This is a genomic window from Allobosea sp. ASV33, assembly GCF_016428755.1.
GTDB lineage: Bacteria > Pseudomonadota > Alphaproteobacteria > Rhizobiales > Beijerinckiaceae > Allobosea.
Genome location: NZ_JAELTI010000004.1, coordinates 79732 through 97961 on the forward strand (window position 1 = coordinate 79732; position 18230 = coordinate 97961).

The 18230-nt window shown below is 67.0% G+C and carries 16 protein-coding genes; 5 read left to right on the top strand and 11 right to left on the bottom strand.

The window, feature by feature from the left end; all coding sequences use genetic code 11:
* Positions 1 to 55: 55 nt before the first annotated feature.
* Positions 56 to 2674, bottom strand: coding sequence for an ATP-dependent chaperone ClpB (gene clpB / locus JHD80_RS02310; RefSeq protein WP_199084753.1), 2619 nt, complete (start codon positions 2672 to 2674; stop codon positions 56 to 58).
* 174 nt (positions 2675 to 2848) lie between these two features.
* Between clpB and JHD80_RS02315 the strand changes: the two genes are divergently transcribed.
* Positions 2849 to 3166: a DUF2293 domain-containing protein gene (locus JHD80_RS02315; RefSeq protein ID WP_199084754.1), complete on the top strand. Its 318-nt coding sequence runs from the start codon at positions 2849 to 2851 to the stop codon at positions 3164 to 3166.
* Between the two features lie 80 nt (positions 3167 to 3246).
* Entirely contained in the window at positions 3247 to 4032 is a 786-nt protein-coding gene (locus tag JHD80_RS02320; RefSeq protein WP_199084755.1) for an MOSC domain-containing protein, read from the top strand.
* A gap of 69 nt (positions 4033 to 4101) precedes the next feature.
* Here JHD80_RS02320 and JHD80_RS02325 read toward each other — a convergent pair whose 3' ends face one another.
* The 6 genes from JHD80_RS02325 to JHD80_RS02350 all read right to left on the bottom strand — a co-directional run bounded on the left by JHD80_RS02325 (position 4102) and on the right by JHD80_RS02350 (position 11890).
* Complete coding sequence (locus tag JHD80_RS02325; RefSeq protein ID WP_248311342.1) at positions 4102 to 5127, bottom strand: DUF4167 domain-containing protein; 1026 nt, start codon at positions 5125 to 5127, stop codon at positions 4102 to 4104.
* Between the two features lie 405 nt (positions 5128 to 5532).
* Complete coding sequence (gene prmC, locus JHD80_RS02330) at positions 5533 to 6372, bottom strand: peptide chain release factor N(5)-glutamine methyltransferase (protein ID WP_199084757.1); 840 nt, start codon at positions 6370 to 6372, stop codon at positions 5533 to 5535.
* Positions 6373 to 6412: 40 nt separating this feature from the next.
* Positions 6413 to 6667: a hypothetical protein gene (locus JHD80_RS02335; RefSeq protein WP_199084758.1), complete on the bottom strand. Its 255-nt coding sequence runs from the start codon at positions 6665 to 6667 to the stop codon at positions 6413 to 6415.
* 65 nt (positions 6668 to 6732) lie between these two features.
* Positions 6733 to 7818 (bottom strand): peptide chain release factor 1, encoded by a 1086-nt coding sequence (prfA, locus tag JHD80_RS02340; RefSeq protein ID WP_199084759.1) that lies wholly within the window; start codon positions 7816 to 7818, stop codon positions 6733 to 6735.
* 55 nt (positions 7819 to 7873) lie between these two features.
* On the bottom strand, positions 7874 to 10141 hold the full coding sequence (gene ptsP / locus JHD80_RS02345; protein WP_199084760.1) for a phosphoenolpyruvate--protein phosphotransferase: 2268 nt from the start codon (positions 10139 to 10141) through the stop codon (positions 7874 to 7876).
* Between the two features lie 183 nt (positions 10142 to 10324).
* Positions 10325 to 11890, bottom strand: a complete 1566-nt coding sequence (locus tag JHD80_RS02350; RefSeq protein WP_199084761.1) for an alpha,alpha-trehalose-phosphate synthase (UDP-forming) — start codon at positions 11888 to 11890, stop codon at positions 10325 to 10327.
* Between the two features lie 280 nt (positions 11891 to 12170).
* Here JHD80_RS02350 and otsB point away from each other — a divergent pair, with 280 nt between their 5' ends.
* A complete protein-coding gene (gene otsB / locus JHD80_RS02355; protein WP_199084762.1) occupies positions 12171 to 12971 on the top strand; it encodes a trehalose-phosphatase in 801 nt (266 codons plus the stop codon).
* A 6-nt stretch (positions 12972 to 12977) separates the two neighbouring features.
* Complete coding sequence (locus JHD80_RS02360) at positions 12978 to 14819, top strand: glycoside hydrolase family 15 protein (RefSeq protein WP_199084763.1); 1842 nt, start codon at positions 12978 to 12980, stop codon at positions 14817 to 14819.
* A gap of 27 nt (positions 14820 to 14846) precedes the next feature.
* Here the strand turns inward: JHD80_RS02360 and JHD80_RS02365 are convergent, their stop codons facing one another.
* On the bottom strand, positions 14847 to 15068 hold the full coding sequence (locus JHD80_RS02365; protein WP_199084764.1) for a putative antibiotic biosynthesis monooxygenase: 222 nt from the start codon (positions 15066 to 15068) through the stop codon (positions 14847 to 14849).
* 104 nt (positions 15069 to 15172) lie between these two features.
* On the opposite strand from JHD80_RS02365, the gene JHD80_RS02370 reads away from it, so the two are divergent.
* Entirely contained in the window at positions 15173 to 15754 is a 582-nt protein-coding gene (locus JHD80_RS02370) for a TetR/AcrR family transcriptional regulator C-terminal ligand-binding domain-containing protein (protein ID WP_199084765.1), read from the top strand.
* Positions 15755 to 15761: 7 nt separating this feature from the next.
* Here the strand turns inward: JHD80_RS02370 and JHD80_RS02375 are convergent, their stop codons facing one another.
* The 3 genes from JHD80_RS02375 to JHD80_RS02385 form a co-directional block, all read right to left on the bottom strand.
* On the bottom strand, positions 15762 to 16985 hold the full coding sequence (locus JHD80_RS02375; protein WP_248311343.1) for a M20 family metallopeptidase: 1224 nt from the start codon (positions 16983 to 16985) through the stop codon (positions 15762 to 15764).
* Between the two features lie 139 nt (positions 16986 to 17124).
* Positions 17125 to 17664, bottom strand: a complete 540-nt coding sequence (locus tag JHD80_RS02380; RefSeq protein WP_199084766.1) for a chromate transporter — start codon at positions 17662 to 17664, stop codon at positions 17125 to 17127.
* Positions 17664 to 18230 (bottom strand): chromate transporter, encoded by a 567-nt coding sequence (locus tag JHD80_RS02385; RefSeq protein WP_199084767.1) that lies wholly within the window; start codon positions 18228 to 18230, stop codon positions 17664 to 17666. Before JHD80_RS02385 ends, JHD80_RS02380 begins: the two co-directional genes overlap by 1 nt.

Genomic DNA, 18230 nt, shown 5'->3' on the forward strand with positions numbered 1-18230 from the left:
GATCCTCGGGTCAGCGCTGAGCGCCGCCCGAGGATGACGCAGCTCGAAAGCCGCCTCAGTTCAGCGCCACACCCGCCGGCCGCTTTTCCTTCACGGCCGGGACCGAACCCAGCATCAGCGAGCCCGGCCCGACGGTGATCGGCACGTCTTCGCCGTCGACGATCTCGCCGGCGAGGATCGCTTCCGCGAGGGGGTCCTGCACCGATTTCTGGATCACGCGCTTCAGCGGGCGCGCGCCATAGGCGGGGTCGTAGCCCTTGTCCGCCAGCCACTCGCGCGCCTCCTTCGAGAGCTCGAGCGTGATCTTGCGATCGGTCAGCAGCTTCGCCAGCCGGGCCATCTGGATGTCGACGATCGCGTCCATGTCCTTCCGCCGCAGGCGATGGAACAGGATGATGTCGTCGATCCGGTTCAGGAACTCGGGCCGGAAGGCGTGGCGGACCACGCCCATGACCTCGTCGCGAACCGCATCGCTATCCTGCCCCTCGGGCTGGTTCACCAGGAACTCCGAACCGAGATTCGAAGTCATGATGATCAGCACGTTGCGGAAATCGACGGTGCGGCCCTGGCCATCGGTCAGGCGGCCGTCATCGAGCACCTGCAGCAGGACGTTGAACACGTCCGGATGCGCCTTCTCGACCTCGTCGAAGAGCACGACCTGATACGGCCGGCGTCGCACGGCTTCAGTCAGCGCCCCGCCCTCCTCGTAGCCGACATAGCCGGGAGGCGCACCGATCAGCCGGGCGACCGAGTGCTTCTCCATGTACTCGGACATGTCGATGCGCACGAGCGCCGTATCGTCGTCGAACAGGAACGAGGCGAGCGCCTTGGTCAATTCGGTCTTGCCGACGCCGGTGGGGCCGAGGAACATGAAGGAGCCGATCGGGCGGTTCGGGTCCTGAAGGCCGGCGCGGGCGCGGCGGACCGCGGTCGAAACCGCCTCCACCGCCTCGCGCTGCCCGACGACGCGGGAGCCGAGAACCTCCTCCATGCGGAGCAGCTTCTCCTTCTCGCCCTGGAGCATCCGATCGACCGGCACGCCGGTCCAGCGGCTGACGACCTGCGCGACATGGTCCGGCGTCACGGCCTCCTCGACCATGCCGGCGCTGTCGCCCTTCTCCTCGATCTCGGCCAGCTTCTTCTCGAGCTGCGGAATCTCGCCATAGGCCAACTCGCCCGCGCGCTGGTACTCGCCCTTGCGCTGCGCCTGCGCCAGTTCGTTGCGGGCGTTGTCGAGCTTGGTCTTGATCTCCGCGGCGGCGCCCAGCTTGTCCTTCTCCGCCTTCCATTTGGCGGTGATGATGGCCGAGCGCGACTCCAGGTCGGCCAGCTCGGATTCGAGCCGCTTCAGCCGCTCCTTCGAGCCGGCGTCGCTCTCCTTCTTGAGCGCCTCCTGCTCGATCTTGAGACGGACGATCTCGCGGTCGATCGAGTCCAGCTCTTCCGGCTTGGAATCGACCTGCATGCGCAGGCGCGCCGAAGCCTCGTCGACAAGATCGATCGCCTTGTCCGGCAGGAATCGGTCGGTGATGTAGCGGTTCGACAGGGTCGCGGCCGAGACCAGCGCCGAATCCGTGATGCGGACGCGGTGATGCTGCTCGTATTTCTCCTTCAGGCCGCGCAGGATCGAGACGGTATCCTCGACCGTCGGCTCGTCGACGAAGACCGGCTGGAAGCGCCGCGCCAAGGCAGCGTCCTTCTCGACATATTTGCGGTACTCGTCGAGCGTGGTCGCGCCGACGCAGTGCAGTTCGCCACGCGCCAGTGCTGGCTTCAGCAGGTTGGAGGCATCCATCGCGCCATCGGTCTTGCCGGCGCCGACGAGGGTATGCATCTCGTCGATGAACAGGATGACGCCGCCATCCGAGGACGAGACCTCGGTCAGAACGGCCTTCAGCCGCTCCTCGAACTCGCCGCGATATTTCGCGCCGGCGATCAGCGAACCCATGTCAAGCGCGAGCAGTTCCTTGTCCTTCAGGCTCTCGGGCACGTCGCCATTGACGATGCGCAGGGCGAGGCCCTCGGCGATGGCGGTCTTGCCGACGCCGGGCTCGCCGATCAGGACGGGATTGTTCTTGGTCCGGCGCGACAGCACCTGGATGGTGCGGCGGATCTCCTCATCACGGCCGATGACCGGATCGAGCTTGCCCTCGCGCGCCGCAGCCGTGAGGTCGCGCGCATATTTCTTCAGCGCGTCATAGGCCTGCTCGGCGGACGCGGAATCGGCGGTGCGGCCCTTGCGGATCGCCTCGATCGCGGCATTGAGCGCCTGCGGCGTCACGCCGGCCTTGGAGAGAGCCTTGCCGGCCTCGCTGTCCTTCTCGATCGCGAGTGCAAGCAAGAGCCGCTCGACCGTGACGAAGCTGTCGCCAGCCTTTTCCGCGGCCTTCTCGGCGGTATCGAAGACGCGGGCGAGGCCAGGCGTCAGGTTAAGGCCGCCCGAGCCGCCCGAGACCTTCGGGAGCTTGGCCAGCGCCTGCTCCACAGTTTGCAAGGCGACGCGCGACTGGCCGCCGGCCCGGTCGATCAGACCGGCCGCCATGCCCTCGTTGTCGTCGAGCAAGGCCTTCAGAAGATGCTCGGGGGTGAACTGCTGGTTCCCCTCGCGCAAGGCGATCGTCTGCGCCGCCTGGAGGAAGCCCTTCGCCCGATCCGTATATTTCTCAATGTTCATGCAGATATCTCCGCCCACAGGCCGCGCCCCGTAGCGACGCGAACCCGCTGCCTTTCATCAGGATAGGGCGCCGCGATGGGCCGCCCTTCGCCTCTCAAGATAGTGTGGCTTTCACGCAACGGAAGAGGGCTGGCCCAGAATTGACCTGGCGCAAGCGGCAGGCGCAGATCGGGCATGGCCGGGACCAAGCGACAGCAGGCGATTCGTCGGGCGTTGAGAGCGCTGGCGCCCGGCATACCGCTGTCGGACGCCGAAGCCGTGGTCACGCTGGCGGAGCGGCGCCACATGAAGGACCTGCCGCCCTCGACCGCGCTCTGGCTCGCGCTCGGCAGCCATATCCGCCACGTCCATACCGATTACGAGCGCCTGCTCGGCGAGGGCTACGACCGCGACGCCGCCCGCTTCTTCGTCGCCGACGACACCGACGCCGTGCTCGCCGGCTGGGGCTGCCAGCGCTCGGTCAGCGATGGCGAGGACGACGCGTCCGATTGATCGAAACGGATACAAGATTTGATCTGTCAGGGCCGGCCGACAAGGCTATGGTCCGCGACCTCGCCTGAACGGACCCGACCATGCGCATCGAAACGCTCTACCGCTATCCCGTGAAGGGGCTCTCGCCGGAACGGCTCGAGCGCGCCGCGCTGCCGGCCGGCGGCTATTTCCCGGGCGACCGGCTCTTCGCCATCGAGAACGGCCCCTCCGGCTTCGATGCGGCCGAGCCCGTCCATCAGCCCAAGATCAAATACCTGATGCTGATGCGCAACGAGTCGCTCGCCCGGCTGAAGACCCGCTACGACGATGCCAGCGGCGATCTCGTCATCCATGAGAACGGGCAGGAAGTCCTGCGCGCGGCGACCGCCAATGACGAGGGCCATGCTGCGATCGCGCGCTTCTTCACCGGCTTCATGCCCGAGGAGTTGCGCGGCGAGCCCAAGCTGCTGACGGCACCGCCGACCTATCGCTTCACCGATTCCCGTTCGGGCTTCGTCTCGATCATCAACCTCGCCAGCGTCGCCGATCTCGAAGGGCGCCTCGGACAGCCGGTCGATCCCTTGCGCTTCCGCGGCAACCTGATGGTCAGCGGTCTCGCGCCCTGGGCCGAGAACGAGCTCGTCGACCGCGAGTTGACCGGCCCCGGCGGCCTGCGCCTGCAGGTGATCAAGCGGATCGAGCGCTGCGCGGCGACCAATGTCGATCCCGAGACCGGCGCGCGCGACATGCAGATCCCGAAGGCGCTGATGAAGAATTACGGACATGTCGATTGCGGCATCTATTGCCGCGTCCTTGCCGAGGGCACGCTGGCCGAAGGCGACAGCCTGACGGCCGCGGACGCGCCGGCCGAGCTCGGCATCGCCTGATACTCTGCAGGCAAAGAAAAAGGGCCCGATAGGGCCCTTTTCATATCAGATCTGCGATCCGGGAGCGGCTTACTCGGCCGAGCCTTCCGTGTCCGAGCCCAGCGCATCCATGACCTCGCGCGGCGAGCGGCGACGGCGGGTGCGCTTCGGTGTCGATTCCGCGGCCTCCTCGGCGGGCGCTGCGGCGGTAACCGGCTCAGCCGCGGGGGCCTCGACCGGCTCCGGCGCGGGGACACGCACGGGGTTGGTCAGGAAGGACGGCAGCGCGGCGGCGACATCATCGCCCGCATCGGCCTCGACCTCGCGCTCGCGGCGCGGACGACGCTCACGCTGGGGACGCTCGCTCCGCTCCGGACGCTCGAAGCGGCGCTGTTCGCTCTGGGCCTGCTCGGGAGCCGCCTCGACGGCACCACCTTCGCTGACCGGGATATCGGAACGCGGCGCATCGGGACGCGGGGCGTACCCGCCGGGAGCCCCCTGGCCGCCTTCGGCGTTGCGGTCGAAACGGCGCTCTCCACGCTCGGGGCGATCGAAGCGCCGCTCGTTGTTGCCGTTATTGCTGTTGTTATTGCGGTCGTTGTTGAAACGCTCGCGACGATTCGGGCGGTCGAAACGCTGGCCGCCCTGCTGCTGGCCCTCGCCGCCCTCGCCCTCGGCGCGCTGACCGCCGCCATGGCCGTTATAGCCATTGGGGTTGCCATAGCCGTTGCCGTTGGCACGCATATCCGGCTGCGGACCGGTGCCGGGTTGGAAGACCTGACCGTCCTCGTCGCCCTCTTCCTCTCCATCGTCCGCGTCTTCGACAAAGGCGCGATTCGGCGGGAAGGAATGGCCAAACTGCTGAGCCATCTGCTCCTGTGCCGCGAGCAGGATGCGATAATAGTGCTCGGCGTATTGGAAATAGCTCTCGGCAGCAACGGTGTCGCCCGAAGACTGGGCATCGCGCGCAAGCTGCAGGTACTTCTCGGCTACATTCTGCGCCGTACCGCGAACCTTTACATCCGGGCCGTTGGATTCGTAGCTACGCTGCAACGGATTCGGAGATTTGCGATTGCCGTTGTTGTTGCCGCCGCCGTTATTGTTACGGCCGCGCATACGCCGGTTCTGACCTGGTCTCATTCGCGTCTGTCTCGCGCTTCTGTGTTCAAAGCAACCGTGGCGCCGTCATGCGCGTTGCGAAGCACAGCGGGTTGCGACGCTGTGTCGGACTATGGTGACCTGAAGGGGCGATACGCCGTTCCTGGTCTTCACGCGCTCTTTTCCAAAAAAGGGGCTTCAACCCCATGAGCCGATCGGCGCCGCGCGCCTTCGGGGCTCCATCCGGCTTATCAGTTGCACCGTCTCGGGAACACGCCCGCAAACGATACCGAACTCGAGCAAATCCTGTACGATCGGGAATTGCCCAGAGGCCCGGCTCTGACGCCACCAGCTTCGGCTGGATGCTGCATAGCTGCTTTTAGCTGCTTCTCCAAGCGAAATCGACCAAAAGCCTGTGCACTATCAAGCGAGCGTGAAGATCAACGCCCGCTCGTGGCCTCCAAGATCATTGCGGCTGCCGCGGAATTCAAGGCCTCCTGCCCGCATCAGCGCGACGACATCCGGTCCCTGCCCCGCCCCGATCTCCAGGACGATGCTGCCGCCCGGCGCCAGCAAGGGCGGCAGCGACGATGCGAAGAGCCGGTAGGGTCCAAGCCCGTCTGCGCCGCCATCGAGCGCGAGCATGGGATCGTGCTCGCGCACCTCGACGGACAGCGTCGTGATCTCGGCCGAGGGGATATAGGGTGGGTTCGAGACGATGAGGTCGAACCGGCCGGCGAGCCCGTCGGTCCAGCTCCCCTGCCGGAACGTGGCCCGTCCGTTCAGGCCGTTGAGCTCAGCATTTCCGGCCGCAGTCCGGCGGGCTTCCTCCGACAGGTCGATGCCGAGACCGCGCGCTTGCGGCAATTCGCTGAGCAAGGCGAGCAGCAGGCAGCCGGTGCCGGTCCCGAGATCGAGCAGCGCCAACTCCTCCTCGCGGCGCCCGGCAAGCTGGGCGAGCGCTGCCTCGACGATCGTCTCGCTGTCGGGGCGCGGCTCCAGCGTCGCCGGGGACAAACGGAAGGTCAGCCCCCAGAATTCGCGCTCGCCGAGAATGCGCCAGACCGGCTCGCCCGCGCGTCGCCGAAGCAGGAAGCCGTCGAAGATCGCGGCGACATTCGCATCGAGCACACGATCTGGATCGAGATCGCGTATGTTCAGAGCTCCTTCGAGCAGCAGGCGCGCATCGAGCCCCGCCGTCTCGATACCGGCTTGGCGCAAGGTCTGAACGGCAAGGCGCCGCACCTCCCTCACGGTCGGCACGGCGCCCTCCCCTTTAACGTCCTCAGATGGATGACGGGGCTTACATCGTCCCGTTCATCTTCTTGTCCATGCACTGGCGCATCTTGATGTTGATCGAGCGCTTGCTTTCGCGCGCGCCGCTCATCTCCATGCGACATGCCTTGCGGGCCTGCGCCTGGGTCATCGAACCCTGCAGCGCCGCGGGCTGACCCGCGGTCATCTTGCGGAAGACCTTGCTTTCCTGAGCCTGCGACGGCGCCGTCATGGCGGTGGTCATCAGGCCGGCCACTGCAAGAGCAGAAAACAGCTTCATCATGGGAGAACCCCCCTTTCTCTGGTGTCGGTACGTCACCAACGTCCAGGATGCGATTTGGTTTCATCTCAGGCAATGCCCTCTTCGGACAGCAGTTTTGCCTGATGCTCGGCGGTCAGCGCATCGATGATCTCGTCGAGAACGAGGCCCTGCATCATCTCGTCGAGCTTGTAGAGGGTCAGGTTGATGCGGTGATCGGTGACGCGCCCTTGCGGGAAATTATAGGTGCGGATGCGCTCCGAGCGATCGCCCGAGCCAACCTGCGAACGCCGGTCTGCCGAGCGCTCTGCATCGATGCGCAGGCGCTCCATGTCGAAGAGTTTCGCGCGCAGCAATTCGTAGGCGCGCGCCTTGTTCTTGTGCTGGGAACGCTCGTCCTGGACCAGCACGACGGTGTTGGTCGGGATATGGGTGAGGCGCACCGCCGATTCCGTCTTGTTGACGTGCTGGCCGCCGGCGCCGCCCGAGCGCAGGGTATCGGTGCGAATATCGGCCTCGTTGAGGACGACATCGACATCGGTCGCGAGCGGCAATGTCGCCACCGTCGCCGCGGAGGTATGGATGCGCCCGCTCGCCTCGGTATCAGGCACGCGCTGGACACGGTGGACGCCGGATTCGAACTTGAGGCGGGCATAGACGCCGCGGCCGTTGATCTCGGCGACGACCTCCTTGTACCCCCCCATCGTCCCCTCGCTTTCGGAGAGGATATCGACGCTCCAGCCCTTCTGGGCGGCGTGGCGCTGATACATGCGCAGGAGATCGCCGGCGAAGAGCGAGGCCTCGTCGCCGCCGGTGCCGGCCCTGATTTCGAGGATGACGCCGCGCTCGTCGGCAGCGTCCTTCGGCAGCAGGGCGATGAGGATCTCGCGGGCACGCGCTTCGATCTCGGCGCGGGCGGCATCGCGCTCCTCATAGGCGAGGTCGCGGAACTCGGCATCGGTCGCGGGATCGGCGATCAGCGCCTCGGCTTCCTCCAGCGAGACCTGCGCCTGACGCCAGGAGGCGATCGCCGCGACCACGGGATCGAGCTCGGCCAGCTCCTTGGCGAGCTCGACGGTGCGCGCCGCCTCGGTCGCATGGTTTATCTCGTCGGTCGCCGCGGCATGGCGCGCCACGATGACGTCGAGACGATCCTGAGGAAGCTGGAGAGACATTCAGTGAACTCGTGAAACGACAGGAAAAGCGGCAGCGGATGCGGAGGCAGCGTCGCTAGACCGGGACCTTGAACTCGGCCGCGAAGGCCGCGAGCTGCGGGCGCAGATTGGTGCCGCCTTCCGGCGACGCCAGCATCCAGTCCATGCGCTCGCGCAATTTGCCGGCATCGAGCGCGCGCAGCATCGCCTTGACTGGCCCGATCGAGGCCGCCGACATCGAGAAGCCGCGATAGCCCAGCCCGATCAGCGCCATAGTCTCCAGCGGCTTGCCGCCCATCTCGCCGCAGACGGTGACCGGGCAGCCGGTTTCGGCCGCCGCCTCGACGATGCGCCGGAGAGCCCGGAGCGCACCGACGCCGAGCGGATCGAAACGGTCGGCGACGCGCTTGTTCTCGCGATCGGCGGCGAAGAGGAACTGCATGAGATCGTTGGTGCCGATCGAGAGGAAATCGGCCTCGCGCGCGATCTCCGGCAGTTCGAAGAGCAGCGAGGGCACCTCGACCATGACGCCGACACGCAGGTCCCGCGGCGGCGTCACGCCCTGCTTCTCCAGCATGACCTGCTCGCGGCGGATGATCATGCGGGCGCGGCGGAACTCCTCGGTGGTCGCGACCATCGGCAGCATGATCTTGAGGTCGCGGCCGGCGCCCGCCCGCAGCATCGCGCGCACCTGCGCGCGCAGCAGCCGCGGCTTATCGAGGCCGATGCGGATCGCGCGCCAGCCGAGCGCCGGGTTCTCCTCCTCGACCCGCTCCATATAGGGCAGCACCTTGTCGCCGCCGATATCGAGCGTGCGGAAGGTGACCGGCAGGTCCGCCGCGGCTTCCAGCACGGCCGCATAGAGCGCCTGCTGCTCGGCGGTGGTCGGCATGTGCTGCGCCACCATGAACTGCAATTCGGTGCGGAACAGGCCGATGCCGGCGGCAGCGGTCGCCTCGATATTCGGCATATCGACGATCAGGCCGGCATTGATCTGCAAGGTGATGTCGACGCCGTCGCGGGTGACCGCCGGAAGCTCCTTGAGCTTCTGGTATTGCTTCTGCTTGCGGGCACGCAGACGCGCCTTGTCCTTGTAGGCGTTCTCGACGTCGGGCTGCGGGCGGATCTGCACCTCGCCGGCCTGACCGTCGACGATGATGGCATCGCCCGCCTCGACCAAAGCCGTGGCGTTGACGACCTCGCCGACGGCGGGGATGCCGAGCGCGCGGGCGACGATGGCGATATGGCTGGTCGGCCCGCCCTCCTCCAGCACGAGCCCGCGCAGATGGGCGCGGTCATAGTCGAGCAGTGCCGCCGGCCCCATCGAGCGCGCGACGAGGATGGCATTCTCGGGCAGGTTCTCGCGGGCGACGCCGTTCGCCTTGCCGACCAGCGTGCGCAGCAGCCGGTTGGCGAGATCGTCGAGATCATGCAGCCGCTCGCGCAGATACGGGTCGGTCTGGCGCAGCATCTTGGCGCGGGTGTCGGACTGAACGCGCTCGACCGCCGCCTCGGCGGTGAGGCCGGTCATCACGACCTCGCGCATGCGCCGCAGCCAGCCCTGGTCATGAGCGAACATGCGGAAGGTCTCGAGCACGTCGCGGTGCTCGCCGGTATGGGCGACGTCGCCGCGCTCGACCAGCTCGTCGATCGAGGCGCGCATCTCGCCGATCGCCGCTTCGAGCCGGCCGACCTCGGCAGCCGGGTTCTCGGCGATGAGATTGGTGATCGCGACGCGCGGCTCGTGCAGCACGGCATGGCCGAGGCCGACGCCATCCGCCAGCGCCACGCCGACGCCATGGATCGGCCGATCGAGGCCGATCGAGGCGCCCGGCGCCGCCAGGGATTTCAGTCCGCCGGCCGCGATCATCTCCGCCATCAGCATGGCGGTGGTCTGGAGGCTCTCGACCTCTTCCTCGGAATAGAGCCGCGACGCCCGGTTCTGGATGACGAGCACACCCATGACGGCGCCGCCGCGCAGAATCGGCACGCCGAGGAAGGAGCGGTAGACCTCTTCGCCCGTTTCCGGACGGTAGGAGAAGGAGGGATGCGCCTGCGCGTCCGACAGGGCGAGCGGCTCGGCCTCGCTCGCGATCAGGCCGACGAGACCCTCGCCGGCGCGCATGGTGGTGAGGTGGACGGCCTCGCGGTTGAGGCCTTCGGTGGCGTAGAGTTCGAGCGAGCCGTCCTCGCGCAGGACGTAGACGGAGCAGACCTCGGCCACCAGATTGCCGGCGATCAGGACGACGAGGCGATCCAGCCGCTCCTGCGGGCTGATCGATGCCGCCATAACCTCGCGGAGACGGCGCAACAGAACGCCCGGTCCTCCGAGAGCGCCTCGCATCGATCTCAGCCCTCCGCCCGCCTCCTCAGCCATCGATGATACGATGCCTGTCCAGACCCTGAGTCGCCCACTCCGGTCATGCTGCCTTCTAGCGACCAAAGACCTTATTCGGCAAGGGCCGCGAAGGGGGCAGGCAGCATCCCCCCAAGATTTCGGCCGTTTTCCTGACCTAAGTGCAAAGTCTCAAGGTCGCACCAGGGCGAGATGAGATGCCTTGCCAGCGCTCCGCTTGCCGCGGGTTCCTGCCGACATCTTGCGTACAGCGACGTCCGCGGTCGCCGATGACGCGGCCGATGCCTCGCCCCGCCCGGCCCGTCGCACGCCCCGGCGCTGCTCGCCATGCGGTTCGCCTGCGGCCGAAATGTCTTTGGCAGCCCCCTCTCCCGCCAGTGCCGCAAGATACTGGCGGGTCCACCAGTCGATATCGGTGCCGGCAATCACCGCATAGAGCTTCTCGAAACGGCGGATGCGCTCCGTCTTGGGCATGGCCAGCGCCGTGCGGATCGCCTCCGCCACCTCATGGGAATCGAAGGGATTGACGATCAGCGCCTCGCCCATCTGCTGGGCGGCACCGGCGAAGCGCGAGAGCACGAGCACGCCGGGATCGGCCGGGTCCTGCGCCGCGATATATTCCTTGGCGACGAGATTCATGCCGTCGCGCATCGGCGTCACCAGCCCAACCTGGGCGCGGCGGTAGAAGCCGGCTAGCGCCTTGCGCGAATAGGCCTTCTTGACCACGCGGATCGGCGTCCAGTCGAATTCGCCGAGCTGGGCGTTGAGGCGCCCGGCGACCTCATCGGACTGGCGATCCAGCTCGGCGTATTCGGGCACGTCGCTGCGCGAGGGCGGCGCGATCTGGAGAAGGCTCACCCGGCCCCGCTCATCGGGATGATTGCGCAGGAACTCGCCGAAGGCCTCCAGCCGCTGCACGATGCCCTTGGAATAATCGAGCCGGTCGACGCCGATGACGAGCTTACGCTCGCCGAGCGATTCCTGCGTCGCCCGCAAAGGCGTCGTCGCCTTGCGGACGGACGCGGCGGCGAGCTTCCGGAAGCCCTCGACATCGATGCCAATCGGGAAGGCCTGGATTGCCGTCTCGCGGGCGCCCAGACGGACGCGCCTGCCATCCGAACGGGCACCGCAAAGCGAGACCAGCCCGCCGATCAGGTTGCGGGCGTCAACCTCCGTCTGCATGCCGACGAGATCATAGGCCGCCATGGTGCGGATCAAGGTCGCGCTGAAGGGCAAGGCACCGATGACCTCGGCCGCCGGCCAGGGGATATGATGGAAATAGCCGATGCGGTTGGTGACGCCGCGCCGGCGCAGCTCCGCCGCCAGAGGAATCAGATGGTAGTCGTGGATCCAGATGAGATCGTCGGGCTTGATCAGCGCGGCAAGCGCGCGGGCGAAACGGCGGTTGACGCCGAGATAGCCCATGTAATCGCTGCGCTGGAACTCGGTGAGGCCGAGCCGGTAATGCATCAGCGGCCAGAGCGCCCGGTTCGAGAAACCGAGATAGTAGCTCTGCCGCTCGTGCTCGCTGAGATCGGTAACGGCATAGGTGACATTGCCGTGCTCGACCTGCCGGACCTGCGCCGGCGACCCCTCGCTGACCGCCCCGCTCCAGCCGAACCACAAGCCGCCGCGCTGCTCCAGCGCCTCGCGCAGGGCGACGGCCAGCCCTCCTGCCATCACCTTTTCATGGCGATCGGGAATCGTGACCCGGTTGGAAACGATGACAAGACGCATGGACGAGCATTCTCCGGCAGGGGCCGCCCGCATTTCGCCATCGGCGGCAGGAACAGAACGCTTCCGAAAGCGTAATGTTTCCGTAGTGCGGACGCTGTCACATGGCCGCGCTGTGGCAGCCGTGCGGTGAAATCGCGGCGCCATGGTAGGCTTTCGACAGATCGAGGCAACCCCTCGCACGTTATTTTCGACAAGGCCGCCGCCGGTCGATAAGACAGAAAAGGATATCCTTGGCTGCACGGCCGCTCTTATGCCGCCTTCTCTGCCCAGATACGAGACGATGACGACATTGATCGAACCCGATAGCGCCGCAAGCTCTCACGAGATCGCTCCCGCAGATCGCGAAATCGCACTGTTTCTCGATTTCGACGGGACACTGGTGGAGATCGCCCCCTCGCCGAACGACGTTCACCTCGACCGGCGGGTGGCGCCGGCTCTGAGCGCGCTGCGCACGCAGCTCGGCGGCGCACTCGCGCTTGTCTCGGGCCGGCCGATCGCCTTCCTCGACGGCGTATTGGCGCCGCATCGCTTCGACATCGCCGGGCTGCATGGCGCGCAGATTCGCGTCGACGACGAGATTCGCTCGCAGGCCGATCCGCATGAGGGCATGCGAGGGGCGCTGCGCGACCTCGTCCGCTTCGCCAACAGCCATGTCGGCATCATCGTCGAGGACAAGCGCATTTCCGTCGCCCTGCACTGGCGCCTCGCCCCGGCGCTGGAGGACGAGGCGCTCGCGCTAATGCGTGGCCTCGCCAAGCGAATGGGGCCGGGCATACGCCTGCAGGAAGGCAAGTCCGTCGCGGAACTCGTTCCAGCCGGCGCCAGCAAGGGCAACGCCATCGCCTGGCTGATGGCGACCCCGACCTATGCCGGCCGGCTCCCGGTCTTCGTCGGCGACGACATCACCGACGAGGATGGGTTCGAGGCGGTCAACGCGATGGGCGGCATCTCCGTGCGCATCGGCGCAGACCGCGAGAGCCATGCAACCTGCCGGCTGGCCTCGCCGACAGTGCTCCGGCACATCCTTCTCGAAGCCGCCGAAAGCGGCCATCTTTCCGCTGCCAGCTTCAAGCAGGACTGACCGACCATGACCGTGACGACTTCGGCTGCGGGGCAGCACTCCGCCTCGCTCGACCTCGGCGTGATCGGCAATTGCTCGATCGCCGCCCTCATCGACCGCCGCGCCCGCATCGTCTGGGGCTGCTTCCCGCGCTTCGACCGCGATCCCGTGTTCTGTTCGCTGATCGACAACCACGCCGAGGACGGCGATGCCGATCCCGACAAGGGTTTCTTCGCGATCGAGCTGGTCGGCATGACGCGCTGCGAGCAGGGCTATCTCGACAACACCGCGATCCTCTCCTCGGTACTCTCCGACGACCAGGGCAATGCGATCGAGATCCTCGATTTCGCGCCGCGCTTCGTGCGCTATGAGCGCTTCTTCCGGCCGCCGCAGCTCGTGCGGCGGGTCCGGCGGGTCTCCGGGCGGCCGCGCATCCGCGTGCTGGTCAAGCCGTGCCTCGGCATCGGCGAGGAGCCCGACGAGATGACGCGCGGCTCCAACCATGTCCGCTTCGTCGGCGCCGACCAGACCATTCGCCTGACGACCAATGCGCCGCTTTCCTATGTCGTGGAGGGCACCCCCTTCGCGGTGGACCAGGCCTATTCCTTCTTCATAGGCTCGGACGAGGCGCTGCGCGCCGAGATCGAAACGACCTCGCGCGAATTCCTCGACAAGACCACCGATTACTGGCGCGACTGGGTCCGCTCGCTCTCGATCCCCTTCGAGTACCAGAAGGAGGTGATCCGGGCCGCGATCACGCTGAAGCTTTGCTCCTTCGAGGAGACCGGTGCGATCGTCGCGGCGCTGACGACCTCGATCCCGGAGGCGCCGGGCACGCAGCGCAACTGGGACTACCGCTATTGCTGGCTGCGCGACGCCTATTTCGTCGTGCATGCGCTGAACCGGCTCGGCACGACGCGGACGATGGAGGACTATCTCGGCTTCATCACCAATATCGTCGATACCTTCACCGAAAGCGGCGCCGAGCATCTGCCGCCGCTCTATCCGATCACGCGCGGCGGCACGCTGGACGAGTTCGAGGCCGGCAACCTGTCAGGCTATCGCGGGCACAAGCCGGTGCGCTTCGGCAACGGCGCGGCGACGCAGATTCAGAATGACGGCTATGGCGCGGTTGTGCTGGCGGCGACGCATTCCTTCTTCGACCGCCGCCTGATCCAGCCCGGCAAGGAGGCCTTGTTCGGACAGCTCGAACGCATGGGCGAGCTCGCCATCGCCTATTTCGACAAGCCCGATGCCGGTCCCTGGGAGCTGCGCGAGAAGGAGGCGGTACATTCCTTCTCCAGTGTGATGTGCTGGGCGGCCTGTGATCGGCTCGCCCGCATCGCCGGCACGCTCGGGCGCGCCGATCGCAAGGAATTCTGGAAAAGCGAGGCCAAGCGGCTGAAGAGCACCATCGCCGACCAGATCTGGAACGAGACGAAAGGCCATTTCGTCTCGACCTTCGGCGGCGAGGACCTCGACGCCACCTTGCTGCTCTTGGCGGAACTCGGCTTCGTCAAGCCGGACGATGCACGCTTCGTCGCCACCGTCGAGGCGATCGGCCGCGACCTCAAGCGTGGCGACCTGCTGCTGCGCTACGCCACGCAGGACGATTTCGGCTACATGCACACCGGCTTCCTGATCTGCGCCTTCTGGTACGTCGATGCGCTGAACGCGATCGGCCGCCGGGACGAGGCGAAGGAGCTGTTCGAGCGCGTCCTGAAACGCCGCAACAGCTTCGGCCTGCTCTCGGAGGATGCCGACCTCAAGACCGGCGAGCTCTGGGGCAATTTCCCGCAGACCTATTCGCATGTCGGGCTGATCAACTGCGCGATGCGTCTGAGCCGGGATTGGGAAGAGGCGTTCTGAGACGACCCGCTTCACGCGGTAGCCCGCTTAGCGCGGGGCACCGAAGCGGAAGGCGATCGGGATCACCCCGTAGACCATCGCCACAACCATGGGCGGCACGGCCAGCGCCGTGACGCCAAGGACGGGCCAGCCCGCGGTGAAGGGCGCCAGCGCGGCCAGCACGAGATTGATCGCGGCATACGCACCGACGATTGCGACCATCAGGAAGCGCAGGCGTGAGCCGAGGCGCGACAAGAATGAAAGAGCCATCGGGCATCTCCATATAACGAAACGTTCCGTTTCTATTTGTTGATCTAAACGGCCCGTTTCGTTATGTCAAGAAGCGAGACGATGGATTGGCGAGGTTCGAGCGAGTGGAAACGAAACCGAAGCGCCGGGCCTCGATCGGGGCTCGCCGCAGCCCCGACACGGAAGCCGCGGTGAAGGCAGCGGCGCGCGAATTGCTGGCTGAGAAGGGCTATGCCGGCTTCTCGATCGAGGAGGTCGCGCGTCGTGCGGGCGCCGGCAAGCCGACGATCTATCGCTGGTGGCCGAACAAGGCCGACCTGTTCATCGCGATCTACGGAGCGAACAAGGATGCGGCCATCCCCGTGCCGGACGAGGGCTCCCTGCGCGCCGATCTGTTGCGCTATACACGGGATCTCTGGCGCTTCTGGCGTGAGGATACGGCCGGGCGCGTCTTCAAGGGACTAATCGCGGAAGCGCAGACCAGCGACAGCGCGCTCGACGCGCTGCGCTTCAAGTTCATGCCGGAGCGGCTGGCGGCCCCGCGGGAGATGTTCGTGCGCGCCGCCGGGCGCGGCGAATTCGCGCCCGAGGAGATCGACGACCGGCTGGAATTATGGGTTGCCTTCAACTGGCTGCACGCGCTGACCGACCGGCTGAGCGAGGACGAGCCCTCGCTCAGCCGCAAGATCGAGCTGCTCTGCCGCTAGCGACCGGTCATTCCACCTTGGCGGCTGCACGCATCACGGCGAGCGCCAGAACCTGCGCCGCCGGGACGATGCTCTCCACCTCCAGGAACTCGTCCGGCGTATGGGCCATGCCGCCGATCGGGCCGACGCTGCACAAGGTCGGCGTGCCCTGCGCGGCCGTGAAGCCGGAATCGGCGCAGCCGCCGGTGAATTCCGCGGTGACGCCGATGCCGAAGGCGGAAGCCGCCTCGCGATAGGTGTCGTAGAGCGCAGCCGATTCCGAGGAGCGCTCCAGCGGCAGGAATTCGCCCTTGATCGACAGCACGGCGCTGGTGCCGGCGACCTCGGGCGTCTCGATGATCGCCTTGATCTTGCCGACCATCTCGTCGCGCTGGGCGGCGGTGACATAGCGCAGGTCGATCTCGCACCAGGCGCTGGGCGCGATGGTGTTGACGGTCTGGCCGCCGCCGATCAGCCCGACATTGACGGTGATGCCCTTCTCCAGGTCGGTGAGCCCCTGAAGCTTCGGGATCTTGTGGCCGAGATCGACGATGGCGGAGGCGCCCTTCTCGTAATTCGCCCCGGAATGGGCAGGCTTGCCGGTGAACTCGGCGCGCATGAAGACGCCGCCCTTGCGGCCGCTGGTGACCGACTGCCTCTGGTCCTTTGCGAAATCGGTGCCGGCCGGCAGGCGGCTCGGCTCGGCATTGAAGACGCAGCGCGACTCGCGCGCCGCAGCCTCGATGACCGGGCGCGAGGACGGCGAGCCGATCTCCTCGTCGCTGGTCGTCAGCATCAGCAGCGGCGCGGCGAGGCCGCCGCATTCGGCGAAGGCGGCGGCGACGAAGGCCGAGATCATCACGCCCGCCTTCATGTCGGCGACGCCCGGCCCGTAGGCGCGAGAGCCCTTGATGGTGAAGGGCCGGCGCGTCGGCTCCCCCTGCGGGAAGACGGTGTCGCGATGGCCTAGCAGCATGACGGGGCGCTGGTCGTTGGCCGTCGGGTTCGGCAGGCGCGCCCGGACCGCATCGCCGAAGCGGCTATCCGGCACGATCTCGACCTCGAGCCCGTTCGCCTTGTGGAAGCGGGCGACGACATCGCCCGCCCGGTCGACGCCGGCCTTATCGTAGGAGCCGGAATCCGTGTCGACCAGCTCGCGCAGCAGCGCGACCATGCCCTCCTTGCGGCTCGCCAGCCACTCGGTGACCTTCTTCTCCTCGGGGGTCAGGGCGCTTTGGCCTGGGGCGCTCATGGGCTCGCTCGCATTCGTTCCGGATGGGACAATGTGCGGAGCTTATCGCCATTGCGACCGGCGGCAATGGCGGGATGGGTCGGCCATGCCATTCATGCGGCGCATGGCCTCGGCGCTTGCGATATCCTTCCCCCGGATATCAGGCGATGCCGACGGACCAGGCGAGGACATAGGCCAACGTGCCGATCGCCATCGGCACGAGCGGGTTGACCTTCGAGCGATAGGTCACCAGCGCGGTCGCCGCCGTGATCGCATAGCCGACGATGCCGGCATCTGCGGCGAGCGTCGCGACCACGCCGCTCGCCAGCATCAGGCCGAGCGCGATCGGCACGAGCGCGAGCGTGACGATCCGGACCGTGCGGCTGCCGCCATAGCGCTGCAGGCCGCGGCTGGAGGCCAGCGCCAGGAGACAGGAGGGCAGCAGGAGCGCGATCGTCGCGACCAGCAGGCCGGCCACACCGGCGACATGCCAGCCGATGATGCTGCCGAGCATAATGTTGGGGCCGGGCGCCGTCTGCGCGATGGCGAAGAGCCGGGCGAAGGTCGGCGCGTCCATCCAGCCGAGGATATCGACGACCTGCCGATGGATCTCCGGCACGACCGCATTGGCGCCGCCGATCGCCATCAGAGAGATCGTGCCGAAGGTGACGACCAACTGAAAGAAGACGCTACGCTCCATCAGATCCGCCGCGCTCCCAATGTTGCGGCGACGAGGCCGAGCGGCACGAGCACAAGCAAGGTCGGCAGCATGGGCAGGCGCAGCAGGCCGACCGCGACAAAGGCCGCAGCGGCCATCAGCCAGGCCCAGCGCGCAAGGCCTGCCTTCGTCAGAAGCCGCAGCGCGGTGCCGAGGATGAGCCCGGCGGCGCTGGCGGCCGCGCCGGTCAGGGCGATCTGCGCCAGCGGGTGGCCGGAGACCGCGTCATAGCCATTGGCCAGCGCGACAAGACAGAGCAGCGGCATCGCCATCAGCGCGAAGACGCAGGTCAGCGCGCCGGTTCCGCCGCGGAAGCGATCGCCCAGCATCACCGCGGCATTGACGGTGTTGGCGCCGGGCAAGGCCTGGCAGATGCCCATCAGTTCGGCATAGGCGCGATCGTCGAGCCAATTGCGTTCGGCGACGATGATGTGGCGCGCCACCGGCCCGACGCCGCCGAAGCCCATCAGGCCGATCTTGAGGAAGCCGGTGAACAGGTCCGGCAGGCTCGGCCGGGGCGCTTCCGATGCGGTTTCGAGCGTCGACAT